General features: G+C 63.6%; 18 protein-coding genes and 1 pseudogene. 8 read left to right on the top strand and 11 right to left on the bottom strand.

Going from position 1 to position 19112, the window contains the following annotated elements; genetic code table 11:
• The first annotated feature begins 17 nt into the window (after window positions 1–17).
• Window positions 18–713, top strand: coding sequence for an OmpA family protein (locus G6N82_RS09205; RefSeq protein ID WP_165195808.1), 696 nt, complete (start codon window positions 18–20; stop codon window positions 711–713).
• A gap of 69 nt (window positions 714–782) precedes the next feature.
• Here the strand turns inward: G6N82_RS09205 and G6N82_RS09200 are convergent, their stop codons facing one another.
• The gene (locus tag G6N82_RS09200; protein WP_165195806.1) at window positions 783–1571 is read right to left on the bottom strand and encodes a 3'(2'),5'-bisphosphate nucleotidase CysQ; all 789 of its coding nucleotides are present in this window, start codon (window positions 1569–1571) and stop codon (window positions 783–785) included.
• Between the two features lie 134 nt (window positions 1572–1705).
• Here G6N82_RS09200 and sucC point away from each other — a divergent pair, with 134 nt between their 5' ends.
• The 4 genes and pseudogenes from sucC to G6N82_RS09180 all read left to right on the top strand — a co-directional run bounded on the left by sucC (window position 1706) and on the right by G6N82_RS09180 (window position 5698).
• A complete protein-coding gene (sucC, locus tag G6N82_RS09195; RefSeq protein WP_165195804.1) occupies window positions 1706–2905 on the top strand; it encodes an ADP-forming succinate--CoA ligase subunit beta in 1200 nt (399 codons plus the stop codon).
• A gap of 83 nt (window positions 2906–2988) precedes the next feature.
• Window positions 2989–3741, top strand: a complete 753-nt coding sequence (locus G6N82_RS09190; protein WP_165195802.1) for an electron transfer flavoprotein subunit beta/FixA family protein — start codon at window positions 2989–2991, stop codon at window positions 3739–3741.
• 30 nt (window positions 3742–3771) lie between these two features.
• A pseudogene (locus G6N82_RS09185) lies at window positions 3772–4702 on the top strand (electron transfer flavoprotein subunit alpha/FixB family protein).
• 69 nt (window positions 4703–4771) lie between these two features.
• Window positions 4772–5698, top strand: a complete 927-nt coding sequence (locus G6N82_RS09180; protein ID WP_165195800.1) for a hypothetical protein — start codon at window positions 4772–4774, stop codon at window positions 5696–5698.
• A gap of 19 nt (window positions 5699–5717) precedes the next feature.
• On the opposite strand, the gene G6N82_RS09175 is transcribed toward G6N82_RS09180, so the two are convergent.
• The 6 genes from G6N82_RS09175 to G6N82_RS09150 all read right to left on the bottom strand — a co-directional run bounded on the left by G6N82_RS09175 (window position 5718) and on the right by G6N82_RS09150 (window position 12967).
• Window positions 5718–6941 (bottom strand): DUF445 domain-containing protein, encoded by a 1224-nt coding sequence (locus G6N82_RS09175; protein ID WP_165198119.1) that lies wholly within the window; start codon window positions 6939–6941, stop codon window positions 5718–5720.
• 99 nt (window positions 6942–7040) lie between these two features.
• Entirely contained in the window at window positions 7041–10511 is a 3471-nt protein-coding gene (locus tag G6N82_RS09170) for an efflux RND transporter permease subunit (RefSeq protein WP_165195798.1), read from the bottom strand.
• 17 nt (window positions 10512–10528) lie between these two features.
• A complete protein-coding gene (locus tag G6N82_RS09165) occupies window positions 10529–11722 on the bottom strand; it encodes an efflux RND transporter periplasmic adaptor subunit (protein ID WP_165195796.1) in 1194 nt (397 codons plus the stop codon).
• Window positions 11723–11951: 229 nt separating this feature from the next.
• The gene (locus G6N82_RS09160) at window positions 11952–12218 is read right to left on the bottom strand and encodes a GlsB/YeaQ/YmgE family stress response membrane protein (RefSeq protein WP_165195794.1); all 267 of its coding nucleotides are present in this window, start codon (window positions 12216–12218) and stop codon (window positions 11952–11954) included.
• A 143-nt stretch (window positions 12219–12361) separates the two neighbouring features.
• The gene (locus G6N82_RS09155) at window positions 12362–12661 is read right to left on the bottom strand and encodes a DUF1153 domain-containing protein (protein ID WP_165195792.1); all 300 of its coding nucleotides are present in this window, start codon (window positions 12659–12661) and stop codon (window positions 12362–12364) included.
• Window positions 12662–12967: a hypothetical protein gene (locus G6N82_RS09150; RefSeq protein ID WP_165195790.1), complete on the bottom strand. Its 306-nt coding sequence runs from the start codon at window positions 12965–12967 to the stop codon at window positions 12662–12664.
• Window positions 12968–13117: 150 nt separating this feature from the next.
• Between G6N82_RS09150 and mnmA the strand changes: the two genes are divergently transcribed.
• Window positions 13118–14272, top strand: a complete 1155-nt coding sequence (gene mnmA / locus G6N82_RS09145) for a tRNA 2-thiouridine(34) synthase MnmA (protein ID WP_165195788.1) — start codon at window positions 13118–13120, stop codon at window positions 14270–14272.
• Window positions 14273–14281: 9 nt separating this feature from the next.
• Here the strand turns inward: mnmA and G6N82_RS09140 are convergent, their stop codons facing one another.
• Window positions 14282–14629: a hypothetical protein gene (locus tag G6N82_RS09140; protein WP_206520154.1), complete on the bottom strand. Its 348-nt coding sequence runs from the start codon at window positions 14627–14629 to the stop codon at window positions 14282–14284.
• Between the two features lie 34 nt (window positions 14630–14663).
• Here G6N82_RS09140 and G6N82_RS09135 point away from each other — a divergent pair, with 34 nt between their 5' ends.
• Window positions 14664–15800, top strand: a complete 1137-nt coding sequence (locus G6N82_RS09135) for a serine hydrolase (protein WP_165195786.1) — start codon at window positions 14664–14666, stop codon at window positions 15798–15800.
• Here the strand turns inward: G6N82_RS09135 and G6N82_RS09130 are convergent.
• From G6N82_RS09130 to pdxH, 3 genes are read right to left on the bottom strand one after another with little or no spacing between them, the layout of a single operon-like run.
• Entirely contained in the window at window positions 15793–16560 is a 768-nt protein-coding gene (locus G6N82_RS09130) for a PhzF family phenazine biosynthesis protein (RefSeq protein WP_206520153.1), read from the bottom strand. The genes G6N82_RS09135 and G6N82_RS09130 overlap by 8 nt on opposite strands.
• Window positions 16557–17474 carry a cation diffusion facilitator family transporter gene (locus tag G6N82_RS09125; protein ID WP_165195782.1) on the bottom strand — a complete coding sequence of 306 codons (918 nt, stop codon included), beginning with the start codon at window positions 17472–17474 and terminating at the stop codon, window positions 16557–16559. Before G6N82_RS09125 ends, G6N82_RS09130 begins: the two co-directional genes overlap by 4 nt.
• Entirely contained in the window at window positions 17471–18079 is a 609-nt protein-coding gene (pdxH, locus tag G6N82_RS09120) for a pyridoxamine 5'-phosphate oxidase (protein WP_165195780.1), read from the bottom strand. Before pdxH ends, G6N82_RS09125 begins: the two co-directional genes overlap by 4 nt.
• A gap of 85 nt (window positions 18080–18164) precedes the next feature.
• On the opposite strand from pdxH, the gene G6N82_RS09115 reads away from it, so the two are divergent.
• Window positions 18165–19112, top strand: a complete 948-nt coding sequence (locus G6N82_RS09115) for a DnaJ C-terminal domain-containing protein (protein ID WP_165195778.1) — start codon at window positions 18165–18167, stop codon at window positions 19110–19112.

Below are 19112 nucleotides of genomic sequence, written 5' to 3'. Positions count from 1 at the left end.
AGAAGGAGAAAAGTGCGATGAAAACATCCCGAATAGTCCTGTCCAGCCTCGCGGCGGCCTCGTTGGTCGGCACCAGTGCCTGTGTGACCGATCCCAATACCGGAGAGAAGAAGGTTTCGCGCACCGCCATCGGCGGCGTCGGTGGCGCAGTTCTCGGCGGCCTGCTGGGCGGCGCAATCGGCGGCAAGACCGGCCGCATCGTCGGCGCGGTCGCGGGCGGCGCTGCGGGTGGCTATGTCGGCTACCGGATGGACCAGCAGATCAAGGAGCTCAAGGAAGAGACCGAGGGTTCAGGCGTCGATGTGACCGAAGTCGACAACGGCCAGGCGATCCTGGTCAATTTGCCTGACGGGGTGACCTTCGATGTTGGTAGCGCCACGCTGAAGCCCGCATTCCGCGACACGCTGAACGGCGTGGCAGACAGCCTGATCAAATATCCCAACAGCATTATCGACGTGTACGGCCACACCGATTCGACCGGCTCGGATGCTTTCAACCAGGCACTGTCGGAACGGCGCGCGCAGACCGTTGCCAACTACCTGCAATCGCGCGGCGTTTCGCAGGCGCGGATTCGCTGGCAAGGCTTCGGCGAAACCATGCCGATTGCCGACAACGGGACCGAAGAAGGCCGTTCGCGCAACCGCCGGGTCGAAATCAAGATCATCCCCTTCACCGAAGAGGAAGTTCGCGCGGCGCAGGCCCAGCAGCGCTAAGAGCGGCTTGAAGCACAACCATGCAAGGGCTGGCCCATGGGTCAGCCCTTTCTTGTTGGGCCAGGCAGGCTATCTGGTGCGGGGCGCAAGTTCTGCCGCCCGCTCCGCTAGCCGCGCAACCGCTTCGCCGTGAATCTCGGGGGCGCATACGAGCAAGCCGAATGCACGCGGGTCATGCTTGTTATAGCGCAGCTGCGCGCCGAAGGCGTCGGTCACTTCGGCCCCGGCTTCGCGCGCGATTAGCGTGGCAGCGGCGATGTCCCACTCGTAGCCCCAGCGCAGCGTTGCCACCAGATCGGCTTCATCGGCCGCAACCATCGCGATCCTGAGCGCGATCGAGTTGGGCTTGTCGACCAGCGTCAGATCGCTGTCTTCGCGCGGCAGGTGGTCGGCGGGCACGCGCGCACCGCTGAATTGCGCTCTGCGTGAGGCATTCAGCGGTTCGCCGTTGCGCCAGGCCCCCTTGCCCGCTTCGGCCAGCCAATGCTCGCCCCGCGCGGGAGCATCCAGCATGCCGATCAGCGGCCGCCCGCCGCTCACCAGCGCCACCGAGACGCACCAGCCGCTGCGCCCGCGCACGAAATCTCGCGTGCCGTCGATCGGATCGACCAGCCACACCAGGTCGCGCGGCAGCCGCGAATGGCAATCGGCGGTCTCTTCGGAAAGCCATCCTGCTGCCGGCAAGAGCAAGCCCAGCTCCCGCTTCAGAAAGGCATCGACCGCAAGATCCGCTTCGGACACCGGCGTACCCGGCTCCTTGTCCCAGCTGTCAAGCGCATGGCCCGCGCCCGGCCACAGGTCATGCGCCATGCGCCCGGCTTCGCGGACGATCGCCTCAAAGCGCTGCCGGTCGATCACAGATGCTCCATGCCCCTCTTTTTGCCAGTCCCGCCACTGCACGCCGAAAGTCTACTTTTCAAGGCGTGCAATCCATGCTTAGGCGCGCAGCGAACTATTCCCCACGAGCTGCAGACAGAGGACACGTCCTTCCCATGAATATTCACGAATACCAGGCCAAGGAACTGCTCGCGAAATATGGCATCGGCATCCCTGCCGGCCACGCCGCACTGACCGTGGACGAAGCGGTCGAAGGCGCCAAGAAGCTGCCCGGGCCGCTCTATGTCGTGAAGGCGCAGATCCACGCCGGCGGGCGCGGCAAAGGCAAGTTCAAGGAACTTCCGGCCGATGCCAAGGGCGGCGTGCGGCTCGCCAAGAGCATTGAGGAAGTCGAAGCCAATGCGAAGGAAATGCTCGGCAACACGCTGGTGACGATCCAGACCGGCGAAGCGGGCAAGCAGGTCAACCGCCTCTACGTCACCGACGGTGTCGACATCGCCAAGGAATACTACCTCTCGATGCTGGTCGATCGGGCTTCGGGCCGGGTCGCCATGATCGTTTCGACCGAAGGCGGGATGGACATCGAGGAAGTCGCGCATTCGACGCCGGAAAAGATCACCACCATCACGATCGATCCGGCGCAGGGCTTCATGCCGCATCATGGCCGCGCCGCAGCATTCGCGCTGAAGCTGACCGGCGATCTCAACAAGCAGGCGCAGAAGCTGACCAAGCAGCTCTACACCGCGTTCATGGATCTCGACTGCGAAATGCTGGAGATCAACCCGCTGGTCGAAACGGCTGACGGCAACTTGCTGGTGCTCGACACCAAGATGAGCTTCGACGGCAATGCGTTGTTCCGCCACAAGGACGTGGAAGCACTGCGCGATGTGACCGAGGAAGACCCGGCTGAAGTCGAGGCGAGCGAATACGATCTCGCCTACATCAAGCTCGACGGCAATATCGGCTGCATGGTCAATGGTGCGGGCCTGGCCATGGCGACGATGGACATCATCAAGCTCAACGGCGCATTCCCGGCCAACTTCCTCGACGTGGGCGGCGGCGCCACCCGCGAGAAAGTGACCGCGGCGTTCAAGATCATCCTGAAGGACCCGGCGGTCGAGGGGATCCTGGTCAACATCTTCGGCGGGATCATGAAGTGCGACGTGATCGCTGACGGCATTGTCGCCGCGGCGAAGGACGTGAACCTGTCGGTCCCGCTCGTCGTCCGCCTCGAAGGCACCAATGTCGAGGAAGGCAAGGCGATCCTCAACAATTCGGGCTTGCCGATCGTCAGCGCGGACAATCTGGGCGATGCCGCGAAGAAGATCGTCGCCGAGGTGAAGCAGGCGGCCTGAGCACTGAAAGCAACCGCCCCTCCCTTGACGTTTACGTAAACGCAAGCTAGGGCGCAAGTCAGATTCGTAGAGGGAGAACCCCGATGAAAATCCTCGTGCCCGTCAAGCGGGTGATCGACTACAACGTCAAGCCGCGCGTCAAGGCGGACGGTTCGGGCGTTGATCTTGCCAACGTCAAGATGAGCATGAACCCGTTTGACGAGATCGCGGTGGAAGAGGCGATCCGCATCAAGGAAGCGGGCAAGGCGACCGAGATCGTCGCGGTGTCGATCGGCCCGGCGAAAGCGCAGGAAACGCTGCGCACCGCGCTGGCGATGGGCGCAGACCGCGCGATCCTGGTCGAAGTGGAAGACGGCGTCGATGTCGAGCCGCTGGCGGTCGCCAAGATCCTCAAGGCGATTGCCGACGAGGAACAGCCGGGCATCGTGATGCTGGGCAAGCAGTCGATTTCGGATGACAGCAACCAGACCGGGCAGATGCTCGCTGCGCTGATGGGCCGTCCGCAGGGCACTTTCGCCAACACCGTCGAAGTCGAGGGCGACAGCGTGACGGTGAAGCGCGAAGTCGATGGCGGGCTGGAGACGGTAAAGCTGTCGCTGCCGGCGATCGTCACCACCGATCTGCGCCTGAACGAGCCGCGCTATGCCTCGCTGCCGAACATCATGAAGGCCAAGCAGAAGCCGCTCGCGAACAAGACGCCGGGCGATTACGGCGTCGACATCACGCCGCGCCTCACCACCACCAATGTGTCCGAGCCGCCAGTGCGCCAGGCCGGCATCAAGGTGGCCGACGTCGACGAACTCGTCGCCAAGATCAAGGCGCTCGGGATCGCATAAGCGGCCGGGCCAGGGACAAGGATTTCAGACATGAAAACTCTCGTTTGGGTCGAACACGACAACAGCGTGATGAAGGATGCAACGCTGGCCGCAGTTACCGCTGCAGGCAAGCTTGGCGAAGTGCACCTGCTGGTGGCCGGCAGCGGCTGTGGCGGTGTGGCCGAACAGGCCGCCAAGGTCGCGGGCGTGGGCAAGGTCCATGTCGCTGACGATGCCGCCTATGCCAATGCGCTGGCGGAAAACGTTGCGCCGCTGGTGGCCAGCCTGATGGACAGCCATGACGCGTTCGTCTGCCCCGCCACCACCACCGGCAAGAACATCGCGCCGCGCGTCGCCGCGCTGCTCGACGTGATGCAGATCAGCGACATCCTGTCGGTCGAAGGGCCCAAGACCTTCACCCGCCCGATCTATGCCGGCAATGCCATCGCCACAGTCGAGATCGAGCGACGCCAAGCTGGTGATTACCGTGCGCGGCACCGCCTTCGAGAAGGCCGCAACCGAAGGCGGCAGCGGCACGATCGAGGCCGTCAGCGGGCCGGGCGATGCCGGCCTCTCCAGCTTCGTCGGTGCGGAAATCGCCAAGAGCGAGCGCCCCGAACTGACCAGCGCCAAGGTGATCGTCTCTGGCGGCCGCGCGCTGAAAGACAGCGAGACCTTCGAAGCGACCATCACGCCGCTCGCTGACAAGCTCGGCGCCGGGATCGGTGCATCGCGCGCCGCGGTTGACGCAGGCTATGTGCCCAACGACTACCAGGTCGGCCAGACCGGCAAGATCGTGGCGCCTGAAGTCTATATCGCGGTCGGCATCTCCGGCGCGATCCAGCACCTCGCGGGCATGAAGGATTCGAAGACCATCATCGCCATCAACAAGGACGAAGATGCGCCGATCTTCCAGGTGGCGGACATCGGACTCGTCGCCGACCTGTTCAAGGCCGTGCCGGAACTGACCGGGAAGCTCTAAAGCTACAGGATTTCTGAAGCTTGATCACAACCTCCGGCGGGCTATCGTGCCTGTCGGAGGTTTTGTTTTATGGGTCGCCTTATCCCGCTTGTCGTTGCCCTTGCCGCTTGCGCGATAAATTCGCCAGCATCCGCCGAAACTGGTACTGACAATGCGGTCATTCTGAAACCCAGTAGCCCCTGGCATGTCGACTATGCCGATCAGAAATGCACTCTTGCCCGCGAGTTCGACGTGGGTAATGCGAAACACATCCTTCTGTTTAGCCAGGTCGGACCTACTCCCCGCTTCGGACTGATTGCGGCAGGCTCAAGCTTCAAGGGATTCACACCTAGCCGAGGTATCCAGCACCGTTTTGGCAACATTGTGGAAAAGGACAGAGCCCCGCTACTTGGCGACTATTCAGGCTTCGGACCAGCACTTGTATATTCAGCTACAACTCTGGAAGCTGCAAAGGATGCAATCGCCAAAAGCGCAAGCCAAGCAAGAAGCATGGAGGCGAACAGAACTGATACGCTACCCCTGAGGTTTCCCTCTATCGACATTGATCTAGCGCTACAGGTCGATGGCGTAACTTTTTCGCAAGGAAAGCAAGTGGTTCTATTTCAGACGGGAAATCTGGCTAAGCCGTTCGAAGCGCTAAACAAATGCATCGAGGACCTTGCCGCGTCGAAGGGGATCGACATTGACAAGCACCGAGAATTTTCGCGCGAAGTCCGCTGGACCAACATCTTCGAAATCGCTCAGAGATTGCAGCGCAGCTATGTTAGAGGCCCGTCCCGCGGCAGAGAGAGCGGCATCTTTGGCGTTTTCGTCATTGTCGATGAGGCGGGCGGGCTCGCAGAATGTCATATTGAAGGGCTGACTGTAGCGGAGTCCTTAACGTCACCTGCCTGCAAGGAGATGAAGCGTGCGAAATTCGAACCTGCCCTCGACATCAACGGCGTCCCAATGAAATCATTCCTAACAACGACCATGTCGTATAGGGCCTCGCCCTAGCAAGTCACAGCCTTCGCCCTCACATCAACCCCGTGATCGCGTGCAGCGTCATTCCCACCAGCCCGCCCACGATCGTGCCGTTGATGCGGATGAACTGCAGGTCGCGGCCTACCGCGCTTTCAATCCGCCCGGTAATCGTCACCGCGTCCCAGCGCTTGACCGTTTCTGACACCAGCTGGACGATCTGCCCGCCATAGCGGGTGGCCACGCCCACCATGGTGCGGCGCGCGAGCCGGTTGATCTGCATCTGCAGCCGCACGTCCTGCTGCAGGGCGCGGCCCATCTCCACCAGGATCTTGCGCATCTCGCCGCCCAGCGCGTTTTCGGGATCGCGCGCCCGGCGGATCAGCGAGCGGCGAATCCGCTCCCACACGCCCATCCACCATTCCGCCACCGCCGGATTCTCGATCAGGTCGCGCTTCATGCTCTCGACGCGTTCACGCGTAGCCGGATCGTGCTGCAGATCATGCGCGAGCTTTTCAAGGCCTTCCTCGATCTTGCTGCGGATCGGATGTTCGGGATCGACCAGCACTTCGGCCAGCAATTTGTAGAGCCCGTCCAGCACCGAGCTGGAGATGCGTTCGTCGAGGCCGGTCCAGCGCATCACCGCATTGGCGCGGGATTCGATGATGTCGCGCACCGTGGCTTCATTGTCTTCCAGCGTAAGCCCGGCCCAGCGGATGAAACCATCCATCAGCGGCATATGGCGCCCGTCCGCGATCGCGCCTTCGAGCATGCGCCCGGCGAGCGGCGAGACATCGATCTTGGCGAACTGGTTGCCCAATCCGGTGCGCACCTGGTTGCCGAGCCGGTCCGGATCAAGCGATTCGAGCACTTCGGCGAGCAGTTCGGACACGCCGCCGGTAAGGCGCGAGGCGCCGTCGCTGTCGCTGGGCGTGCGCGGCGGATCGGTCAGGAATTCGCCCACCGCGCGCGCCACGTTCATGCCCGCCATGCGCCGCGCGACAACGGCGGGAGTGAGGAAATTCTCGCGCAAGAACTGCGCCATGGTGTCGGCAATGCGGTCCTTGTTTTCGGGAATGATCGCGGTGTGCGGGATCGGCAGGCCCAGCGGGTGGCGGAACAGCGCGGTCACCGCGAACCAGTCTGCCAGCCCGCCCACCATCGCCGCTTCGGCAAAGGCGTTGACATAGCCCCATGCAGGATGAGTGCCGAGCAAGCCGTGGGTGGTGAAGAAAAGCACCGCCATCGCCGCGAGCAGGCCAGTGGCGGTCCAGCGCATGCGGCGGGCACGGTCAGCGGTCAGCGGCTCGCCGCCAAATCGGTAAGGTACGCTTGCCCCGTTCGCCATGATCAGCGACCTAGCACAAAGCTCGCGAAATTACTCAGCCGGAGTTGCCTCGGGCTTGGCGCCGCGTCCGCTGTGCTCGTCACCCGGCTTGTAGGTCAGCAACCGGTTGCGCAGCCACGGCCCGATCCGCTTTTCCGCGCCGTCAGCCAGGCTGAACCCGGCCGGCACGATCAGCAGCGTGAGCAAGGTCGAGAGGATCAGGCCGCCGATCACCACCACGCCCATCGGCTGGCGCCATGCGCCATCGCCCGAGATCGAAACGGCGGTCGGCACCATCCCCGCGGTCATCGCCACGGTCGTCATCACGATCGGCTGCGCGCGCTTGTGGCCCGCCTCCATGATGGAATCAAACTTGCGCCGCCCGGTTTCCATTTCCTCGATCGCGAAATCGATCAGCAGGATCGAGTTTTTCGAGACGATGCCGAGCAGCAGCAGCACGCCCATCAGCACCGGCATAGAATTGGGCTGGCCCACCAGCCAGACCAGGAACACGCCGCCAAGCGGGGCCAGCGCGAGCGAGGTCATATTGACCAGCGGGCTCATCAACCGCTTGTAGAGCAGCACCAGCACAGCGAACACCAGCAGGATGCCGGACACCAGCGCCGCGCTGAAGTTCTCCTGCAGTTCCTTCTGCAATTCGTCCGCGCCCACCGCATCGCGAATCACGCCTTGCGGCAAATTGGTGAGCGTCGGCAGTTGGTCGATTGCCGTCATGGCATTGCCGCGCAGCACGTTTGGCGCAAGATCGGCGCCGATAAACACGCGCCGGTTCTGGTTATAGCGCTGGATCGTGGTCGGGCCTGCGCCAAAGCTGATATCGGCCACCTGGCCGAGCGGGATCGAGCCGCCGGTCGCAATCGGCACCGGCAGGTTGGCGATGGTCGACAGGTCCTGCCGCGACTCGGCAGGCATCTTCACCTTGATCGGGATCTGCCGGTCAGACAGCGAGAACTTGGCCGTGTTCTGTTCGATTTCGCCCATGGTGGCGATGCGGATCGCCTGGCTCAGTGCCGCCGTGGTCACACCCAGCTCTGCGGCGAGATCGGGGCGCGGCCGGATGATCAGTTCCGGCCGGCTGATGTCAGCGGAAATGCGCGGGGCAACGATCATGTCGAGGCCCTTCATCTCCTCGACCACCTTGTTCGCCGTCTGGTTCAGCAGCACCGGATCGGATCCGGCCAGCATCACGGTGAGGTCGCGCCCGCTGCCTCCGCCGCCAGGGCCCTGCTGCGAACGGAAACGCACCCGCGCATCGGGATATTGCGCCAGCTGCGGGCCCAGATCGCGTTCGAACTGGAACGACTTCTTCTCGCGTTCGTCGGCCAGCGTCATGAAGATCGTGGCGCTGCCTTCGCGCACGACTTGCAGTGCACGCGCCACTTCGGGCTGTGCCTCGAGAATTTCGGCAACTTCATTGGCCACGCGCTGCGTCGTCGCGAGCGTGGTGCCCGGCACCATCTCGATTTCGACCTGGCTGTTGTCATTGTCGATCTCGGGATCGAACTGGAACGGCAGGCTGGTGAACAGCAAGATCGTGAGCAGGAACGCGAAATAGCCAATGCCCAGCATCCACACGCGGTGGTCGTAGAAGCGCGCTTCGAGCCATTGCCAGCTTGCGGCAATGCCCGAGCCGAGCAGCCCGGTGACAAACCGCAACCCGCGCAGCAGCGCCAGAACAAGTCCGAACCCCAGCGCGGTGACCAGCGCAAGCTCCACAACCAGGAGGATACGCACCAGCGCGAAGCCCACGCCTTGCGTGTTGTCGATCCCGATCCCCTTGATCACCGTGGCCGGTATGGCGAGCTCGGAGAGCGCGTTCCACGATGCGAAGACAGCAGCCCCTGGCAGTGCAATGGCCAGCAAAACAACCAGGATGAAAGAAATCACATAAAGCGCGCGATGGCGCGGGCCGGGCAGGCCTTCGCGCCGCGCATGGAGTTTGCCGCGGTCGAGCGAAAAGGCGAGGACCTTCATATAGCGGTCCATCCACTTGCCTTCGCCATGCGTGGCGTGGCCCTTTGCCTTCAGGAAATAGGCCGCCATCATCGGCGTGATCATGCGCGCCACAGCAAGGCTCATCAGCACTGCAGCGACCACAGTCAGACCGAAATTCTTGAAGAACTGCCCGGTCACGCCCGGCATCAGGCCAACCGGCAGGAACACGGCAACGATACAGAAGCTGGTCGAAACCACCGCCAGCCCGATCTCGTCGGCAGCGTCGATCGAGGCCTGATAGGCCGATTTGCCCATCCGCATGTGGCGGACGATATTCTCGATCTCCACGATCGCGTCATCGACCAGCACGCCTGCAACAAGGCCCAGCGCCAGCAGCGACAGGAAATTGAGGTTGAACCCCAGAAGGTCCATGAACCAGAAGGTGGGGATCGCCGACAGCGGAATGGCAATCGCCGAGATCATTGTGGCGCGCCAGTCACGCAGGAAGAAGAACACCACCACAACCGCCAGGATCGCGCCCTCCACCATCGCGCGGATCGAACTCTGGTACTGATCCTCGGTGTACCTGACGGTGTTGAACAGCGGCATGAATTTGACGTTGGGGTTTTCCGCCTCGATCTGTTCGAGCACTTCCTTCGCTTCGGTGAAGACCGCGACGTCGGATGCACCCTTGGCGCGGCTGAGCCGGAAGTTGACCACTTCGCTGCCGTTGAGGATCGCCTTTGACGTTTGCTCGCTATAGCCGTCGCGAACCAGCGCGACATCGGCCAGCCGGATGGTGCGCCCGCCGCCCAGCTGGATCTGGCGCTGCGACAGCTCGAACGCGGTTTCATTGTTGCCCAGCACGCGTACCGACTGGCGCGTGCCGCCAACTTCGGCCATGCCGCCACCGGCGTCGAGATTCGACTGGCGCAGCACCGCATTGATCTGGCCCGCGGTGACTCCAAGCGACTGCATCTTGACCGGATCGAGCAGCACTTCGATCTCGCGGTCGACCCCGCCGAAACGGTCGACTTCGGCCATGCCTTCGATCGCCAGCATGCGCTTGGCGATGGTGTCGTCGATGAACCAGCTGAGCTGTTCGATCGTCATGTCATTGGCCTGGACCGCAAAGATGCCCAGGAAGCCGCCGCCGGCGATATCGACCCGGCTTACGCGCGGCTCAAGGATCCCGTCGGGCAAGCTGCCCCTGACCGTATCGACCGCGTTCTTGACATCGGCCACCGCGACATTGGGATCGATGCCGATTTCGAACTCGACGAAGGTATTCGACGAACCTTCGCGCGCGGTCGAACTGATATTTCGAACGCCATTGAGCGAGCGAATGGCGGATTCAACCTGCTGCGTGATCTGGTTTTCGATTTCGGTCGGCGCCGCGCCCGGCTGCGAAATGGTGACATTGACTGCCGGAAAATCGACGTCCGGATTGTTGACCACATCCATCCGCAGAAAGCTGAACAGGCCTGCGAACAGCAGAGCCGTGAACATGACAAGCGGGATCACCGGGTTGCGGATCGACCAAGCGGACAGATTACGAAAATTCACTGCTGGCTCCCTGCGCCCTATTCTTCGCCGTCCCGCACCGGATTGACCGTTTCGCCCGGAGCGAGGAACCCGCCTGCCCGCAGCACGATCCGCTCGGTGCCATCCAAGCCGGATTCGATCGTTATGCCACTGGATGTGATCGGGCCGGTCTTGACGCCGCGGCGCTGCGCCTTGTTGTCCTTGTCGACAATATAAACATAGCTGCCCTCATCATCGCTCAGCACTGCGCTTTCCGGCAGGATCGGCGCATTGATCTGGCCGGTCTTGATCGTTGCTCCGGCGAAGCCGCCCGGGCGCAGTTCCGGTGCATAGGCCAATGCAATCCGGGCGGTGCCCTGCCGGTCCTGCGCGTCGATGGTTGGCTCGATCTGCCAGACCTGCCCTGTAAAGCGCTTGTCGCTGCCGACCGGGACCACTTCGGCCTGGACGCCCACGGTCAGCCTTGCCAGCTGTTCTTCGCCCAGCCGCGCGAGCATCTCGATCGCGCCGTCCTTGGCGACGACGAACAGCGGCGGCGATCCGGCGCCGACGGTCTGGCCAGGTTCGACATTGCGTTCCAGCAACAGGCCGTCCGCCGGGGCCACGATATTGAGCCGGGCGTTACGGGCCAGCAGTTCATTGTACTGCGCTTGTGCCACGGCAACGCGGGCACGTGCCGCATCGCGGGTCGCGGTCAGGCGATCGACATCCGCCTTCGAAATGAACCCGCGCTCAACCAGTTGCAGCGCACGGTCGAGATTCGCCTGCGCCAGGCTCGCATCGGCTTTTGCGACATCGATCTGAGCGGCAGCGCTGCGCGCCTGCTGCGACTGGACCGAACGGTCGATCGACGCGAGCACCTGGCCTGCGCGGACCCATTGGCCCTGCTCGACCAGCACAGCCACCACCCGGCCGCCTTCGCCAACGACGCCGATCGGCATCGCCCGCCGCGCAGCGAGCGAACCGGACGCGGTGATCATGCCTTCAACCGAGGCCTGGCCCGGCGTGATTACGGTTACGGACGGCGCCTGCGAACGATCATCGCCGCCGGCCACGGTCCCCGCTTCGCCATTGGTGAGGAAGTAATAGGCAGCGCCGATTATCGCCACGAACAGGAGGCCCGCCAACAACAGCCACTTAAGCCGGGTTGAGCCCAGCGCTCCGCCAGAGAGGTCAAAGCGTGTATCAAACGATTCCGAGGCTTCGGACCGGATCGTGGATTCGTAATTCATCGCGTTCCCTTTACGCGGGGTGTGTTATACCCATAACTCACTAGCTGCAAGATGTCTTTAGGCGGGCACATTTGGGGCAGCAACGCACCACTCGACCAGCGACATACTGCTACGACGAGGGGCATAGGCCCGTGTTCCCGCTAAACCAAATAAAAAACGGAGCGGCCATTGCCGCTCCGTCACAATATTTCCAAGTATTTACCGGGGCAAACGCCCCCGCCATAAGTACTTAGCGGACGCGTCCGCGCTGGATCAGGTTGACGATGCCCAGCAGGATAACCGCGCCGATCACCGCCACAACCAGACCGGTCAGCGAGAATTCCTGCACGCTTCCGGTAATGCCGAGCAGTGGCCCTGCAACCATATTGCCGATCACCGAACCGACGCAACCCACCACAATGTTCCAGAAAATGCCCATCGAGGCATCGCGGTTCATCACCAGGCTGGCCAGCCATCCGGCCACGCCGCCCACGATCAATGCGATAATCCAACCCATATTCGCCTCCTCCTCTTGCTCGAATAGGGCCTTATGGCCCCCTGTGGGCTACTGGCGCAAGGGCGCATGGCATTTGAATTCAAACGAAAACGGCGCGGAAGGCCGAAACCTCCCGCGCCGTGCGCGTGAACGTATGCACGAAATCAGTATTTGAGCTGGCGTTCGTAGAGATCGCGATAGTGCTGGATGCGCGTTACGCGCAGGCCCTGCATGCCCGAACGGTCGACCGCGCGCTGCCACGAGGCGAACTCTTCGAGCGTGAGGTTGTAGCGATCGAGCACTTCGTCGATCGTCAGCAAGCCGCCGTTGACCGCAGCCACGACTTCGGCCTTGCGCCGCACCACCCACCGCTTGGTTTCCGGCGGAGGCAGGTCAGCAATCGTCAGCGGCTCGCCGAGCGGGCCGATCACTTGTGCTGGTCGAATATCCTGGTTTTCAATCATCTAAATCTCTCGGTCGCCTGTTGCCGCTTCACCTTGACTGCCCGGTTCCATGCCATCGCAAGCTTTGCCTGCCCCTAAAGCATCAGGGTTAACGCTCCGTTTGCCTTGACCGCTGCCGGAGAAATAACCGGCTGCTGCATCGCCGAAACTGGCCGTAAGCAGGCATGTGTCTTCGCGCAGAACCTGGCGCAAATCGCGCGCAGCGTTGATCCGGGCGGTCAGCTCGTGCCAGCCGAACGCCCGCAGCGCCTTGCCCTGCGATCCCGCCTGTTGTTCGGGAATGGTGAGTCGCGTGTCGAACATCATTCGCACTTGATAGACCGCAGCTCGTCAAGATCAGGTAAAGCCGCGGTTTACGCTGTATTTAGGTTTCCTAACGCGCTTTAGGGAGCGAGGACGCACCCCGATGCTGGCGCTGGATTGCTTGCGCATAGACGTGTATGGGCGCGCTCGATCATGACCATCGCGACCAGCCTTGCGGCCGGGCTCTCGCCCGAAGCCCTGTTCGACTTGCCCAAGCCGGCCAGCGAATGCCGCATTGTCGTGGCGATGAGCGGCGGGGTCGATTCCTCGGTCGTGGCAGCCCTCGCCGCTGCCAGCGGCGCCGAAGTGATCGGCATTACCTTGCAGCTTTACGACTATGGCGCGGCCACCGGGCGCAAGGGCGCCTGCTGTGCCGGCGACGACATCCGCGATGCCCGCGCAGTGGCGGACCGGCTGGGGATCGCACATTACGTTTTCGACCATGAAAGCGCCTTCCGCGAAGATGTGGTGGAGCAGTTCGCCGACGAATATCTCGCAGGGCGCACGCCGGTGCCCTGCATCCGCTGCAATATGGGACCGAAGTTCACCGACCTGTTCCAGATGGCGCGCGAACTGGGCGCGGATTGCCTTGCCACCGGGCATTACGTGCGCCGTGTAATGGGGCCGGCCGGGCCGGAGCTTCACCGCGCGCTCGATCCGGCACGCGACCAGTCCTATTTCCTCTATGGCACGACCGAGAGCCAGCTCGACTATCTGCGCTTCCCGCTGGGCGGTCTGCCGAAAACCCAGGTGCGCGAACTGGCCGAGGCGGCGGGCCTGCGCAACGCGGCCAAGCCCGACAGCCAGGATATCTGCTTCGTGCCCGATGGGGACTATGCGAAGATCGTCACCAAGCTGCGCCCGGAAGGCGTGCAGCCGGGCAAGATCGTGCACGCATCGAGCGGCGAAGTGCTGGGCGAGCACAAGGGCATCATCCATTACACCGTTGGTCAGCGCCGCGGGCTCGAGATCGGCGGGCAGCCTGAACCGCTCTATGTCACCTCGCTCGATGCCGACAGTGCCGAAGTGCGGGTGGGGCCTAAGCGCATGCTGGCGGTTGCCGCCGCCACGCTGATCGAGACCAACCGGATCGGCCCGCTACCCGATGCTCAGCTGACCGCCAAGGTGCGTAGCCTGGCCAAGCCGGTGCCGGTAACCCTGGAAGGCGGGCTGGGCGATGGCGCCAGCGTAACGATTCGCTTTGCCGAGCCGGAATACGGCGTCGCTCCGGGACAGGCGGCGGTGCTCTATGCCGACGATCGTGTCGTCGGCGGCGGCTGGATCGCGGACACCGAAAGCGCGGCTTGAGCGCGGCGGTTAGTCTTCCCACTTCTCCAGCACGCAGCCATAGCCTTCGCGATAGAACGCCGTATCGTCGGCAATCAGCGGGAAGCGGGCTGTCACCGATTTGGCCTCGGCATCCTCAACCAGCGTGACCAGCTCCATCCCTTCGAGCTTGTCTTTCTCGCAATCCTCAAGGCTGCGCCCGGCGACAAAGCGGCATGAACAGGCGACGCGCGCGGAATAGGCCGCGGCGGTCTGGGCATAGGCCTGCGCCGGCGTGTAATAGTACCAGCCGAGCACCACCAGCACGACGGCAAGCGCCAGCAGGATCCAGTTTCCGCGACTGCTCGCGATGGTGGAGCGGGCTTTCGACTTTGCCATTGCCAATCCTGTTTCGGTGCGCGAGGGATGCGCCATGAAGGTCATTCGGTCGCTGCTTCCTATCGCCAGTCTTACCTTGCTTCCAGCCCTCTCTGCTTGTGGCGAGGCGCCAGAGGAACGCGCGCCGCTGAGCGAGGAGGCGCTGGCCGCCGTCACCGCCGATGCGGGCGCCCCTACGGAAGAACTGGCGCGCGAAACCGACGATTTGTTCTTGCTGGACGGGCTCGGCGAAACCCGCGCGCTGGTGGTGATGCAGGGCGGCAAGATCGCTGCGGAACGGTATGCGCCCGGTTACGGCCCGGACACCCGCTTCGTCAGCTGGTCGATGGCCAAGACCGTCAGCGCGATCATGATCGGCATGCTGGTGGCCGACGGGCGGCTGCGGCTTGACGAGAGCGCGCCAGTCGAAATGTGGCAGCGGCCCGGCGATCCGCGCGGCGAGATAACCTTGCGCCAGCTGCTGCAGATGCGCAGCGGGCTGCGCCACACCGAAGCGGGCGATCCGCCGTACGAATCGAGCGAAGTGCGCATGCTGTTCCTTGACGGGCGGGACGACATGGCGCGCTGGGCCAAGGAGCAACCGCTCGAGGCCGAGCCGGGCAGCCAGTTTGAATATTCGTCGAACACCAGCGTAATCCTGGCCGATATTGCCGCACGGGTGCTGACGGAAAGTGAAGAGCCGGAGGCGCGGCGGCGCGCGGTTGCCGATTTCCTTGAGGCGCGCCTGTTCGGCCCGCTGGGCATGGATAGCATGGTGCCGGAATTCGACGCCTCAGGCACGCTGATCGGCGGCTCGCTGATCCATGGTACGGCGCGCGACTGGGCAAAGCTGGGCGAATTCCTGCGCCGAAAGGGCACCGCGCCCGGCGGCGAACAATTGGTACCAAGCCGCTGGGTCGAAGCCATGGTGACATCCAGCCCGCGCAGCCCGCACTATGGCTTCCAGACCTGGCTCAACCGCCCGTTCGACGATCCCGAAGCGGAGCATCCGCTGTTCCCCGACCGCGCGCCGCACAGCATGTTCGCGCTGATCGGGCATATGGGCCAGTATGTCATCGTCTCGCCACAGCAGCGGCTGACTGTGGTGAGGCTAGGCCATTCCAACCGCGAACAGCGGATCGCGATGCTGCAGCAGCTGGCTGATGTGATGGAGCTTTACCCGGTCAGGTGACTAAGCGGCATTCGCCGCCGAGCCAGACAAGATCGCGCTCAAGCCGGCATTCAAACCGTCCTCCAGCCGCACTGGCCTGATTGGCTGTCAGGCGTTCGCGCCCCAGCCTTGCGTACCAATAGGGAGCAAGCGCAGCGTGCGCCGATCCCGTCGCCGCATCTTCACGCCCGCTCGAAAAAACCCGACTGGTGAAATCTGCCTCGCTACCGCCCGGCGCGGTTACCGAAAGCTGCAGATTGCCGAGCTGCGCGAGCTTTGCCTGATCGGGCTTTAGCCCCGCAACCTGCGCCGGATCGTCGAACACCGCCAGCGCATAGCCGGCCGCATTCCAGCGTATCCCGGAGGGCACAGCCCCTAGCGCATCGATAAGTTCGGGCCACTCGCGCGGCGCGGTGGGTATCGCGGGCAGCGCCAGCTCGTAACGGGCCCCGTCGTCCAGTCGCCGGATTGCGAGCTCACGCCCGTCCGCCGAGAGAAGCCGCACAGCCGCTGCGCGCAACTGCCGCAGCAACACATATCCGGCCGCCAAAGCGCCATGTCCGCACAGGGCAATCTCGCGGTCAGGCGCGAACCAGCGCACGCGATGCGTCCCATTGACCGGGCGTTCGCATACAAAAGCAGTTGCTGGCTCAGCCAGTTGGGCAGCGCGCGCCTGCATCGCAGCCATTTCCGGCAAGTCCGGACACAGGATTACCGCCGCCCGGTTGCCGCGCGCATTTTGGCCCGCGAACGCATCGACCAGCAGCGGCGCGCGCATCATGGCGCGCGGTCGGGCAAGAGCTCTTCGGCAGCCACCCCCTGCTCGTTGACCAGCCCATTGGGATCGGGGTGGATCAGCACTTCGACTCCGGGGAATTCGCGTTCGATCCGGGCTTCGACCTCGTCCATCAGATCATGCACTTCGACGATGGTGAGATGCGGATCGACTGCCATATGGAACTGGACGAAATCGTCCGCCCCGCTGGTGCGCGTGCGCAAGTCATGCACGCCGCGAATGTCGGGGTGCCGCGCCAGTACAGCGAGGAATTCCTCGCGCCGTTCCTCGGGCCATTCGTGGTCCATCAAATGGTCGATCGCCTCGCCACCCGCGCGCCAGGCACCCCACGCCAGCCAGGCAGCGATGCCCAGCCCGAACAGCGGATCGGCGATGCCGAAACCTACAAACTGGTCCAGCACCAGCGCGGCAATGACCGACAGGTTGAGCAGGATGTCGGACTGGTAATGCAGGTGGTCGGTCTTGATCGCGACCGAGCCCGTCCGCGCGATCACATGCCGCTGCCACGCAAGCAGCGCGAAGGTGGCAAGGATGGCGATCAGGGAAACCGCAATCCCCTCTTGCGCGGCTCTCGTCTCGCCGCCTTCGATCAGCTGGGTGATGGCACGCAGCGCAATCCCGCCGGCCGACAGCGTGATCAGCATCACCTGGAACACCGCCGCCAGCGCCTCGGCCTTCCCATGGCCGAAACGGTGATTCTCGTCTGCCGGCTGAGCCGCCACCCACACACCCACCAGCGTTGCCACGCTCGCCACCAGGTCGAGCGCGGTGTCGGCGAGGCTACCGAGCATCGCAGTCGATCCCGTCTGCCAGCTGGCCCATGCTTTCAGCACGACCAGGAACAGCGCGGTCGCGATCGAGGCAAAGGCGGCGCTACGGGTCAGGGCAGCATGCTTCATGGATACAGCAGCGTATTCGTCCAGCCGCCATCCTCGCGCGTGAACAACCGCCGGTCATGCAGCCGGTTGGGGCGGTCGCGCCAGAACTCGATCCGCTCAGGTGCAAGGGTGAACCCGGTCCAATGCGGCGGGCGCGGCACTTCGCCGGCTGCCTTGCAGGCTTCCTCGAGATCCTCGACCCGCTTCACATAGGTCGCGCGGCGATCGAGCGGTCGCGATTGGTCGCTAGCGGCCGAACCGACTTGGCTGACGAATGGGCGCGAATGGAAATAGGCGTCGGCCATTTCGCTCGACACTTCGGCAAGCGGCCCTTCGATGCGGATCTGCCGACGCAGGCTTTTCCAGTGGAACAGCAAGGCCGCCTGCATATTCGCCCGGATTTCGCCGCCCTTGCGGCTCTGGGAATTGGTGTAGAAGGTGAAACCGTCCGGCCCGTGCCCTTTCAGCAGCACCATCCGCACCGAGGGCGCGCCCTCCGGCGTGGCCGTTGCCAATGCCATGGCGTTGGGATCGTTGGGCTCGGCAGCTTTCGCCTCTTCGAACCATGCCTCGAACAGCGCCAAGGGGTCGCTGCCCGGAATTTCGCTTTCGTCGAGCTTGCTCATGGCTTCAGCACCTACCCGCTGGCGAGGGCTTTAGGAAGCACCAGAACGCTTGCGCCGCGGCACTGTTGCACCTAGCTAACACGCTATGGCCGATCCGTACCAAACCCTTGGCGTAACGCGCACCGCCAGCGAAGCGGAGATCAAGAGCGCCTATCGCAAGCTTGCCAAGGAGCTGCACCCCGATCGCAACAAGGACAATCCCAAGGCGGCGGAGCGCTTTTCCGAAGTCACCAACGCCTATGACTTGTTGAGCGACAAGGACAAGCGCGCGCGATCTGATCGGGGCGAAATCGATGCCGATGGCAATCCGGCCAATCCCTTTGCGGGGATGGGCGGCGGGTTCGGCAGCGGGCAGCGTGGCGGCGGCTTCCGCGCCGAGGATTTCCAGGGCTTCGGCAATGGCGAGATGGACCTGGGCGACATTTTCGAGGGCCTGTTCGGCGGAGGTGGCGGAAGGCGTGCCTCCGGGATGGGTGGTGGCTTCGGCAGCCAGCGGCGCCCCCCGCCACCGCAAAAGGGCGCAGATATCCAGTATCGGCTGGCGGTTTCCTTTGTCGATGCCGCCGCGCGCAAGGACCAGCGCATCACGCTGGCCGATGGCAAGACGATCGACCTGAAGCTGCCCGCCGGGGTCGAAGACGGGACGCAGATGCGGCTCAAGGGCAAGGGCCAGCACGGGCCGGGCGGCGCGGGCGATGGCATCGTTATCGTTTCGGTCGGCAGCCACCCGTTTTACCGGCGTGACGGCGACAATGTGCGGATGGACCTGCCGATCACGCTCGACGAGGCACTCAACGGGGCCAAGGTCAAATGCCCCACGGTCGAAGGCCCGGTCATGCTGACCATCAAGCCGGGCACGCATGGCGGCACGGTGATGCGGCTCAAGGGCAAGGGCTGGAGCACCAAGACTGGTGGGCGAGGCGATCAGCTGGTCACGCTGGAAATCCACCTGCCCGATGATCCGGGCGAACTGGCCAAGCGGCTTGAAGGCTGGCAGGACGGAAGCAATCCGCGCGCCAGCCTGGGGGTCTGA

Source organism: Altererythrobacter sp. BO-6 (genome assembly GCF_011047315.1).
GTDB lineage: Bacteria > Pseudomonadota > Alphaproteobacteria > Sphingomonadales > Sphingomonadaceae > Erythrobacter.
Note: the sequence above shows the minus strand (reverse complement) of the source record. Positions and strands in the feature narration are given on the sequence as shown.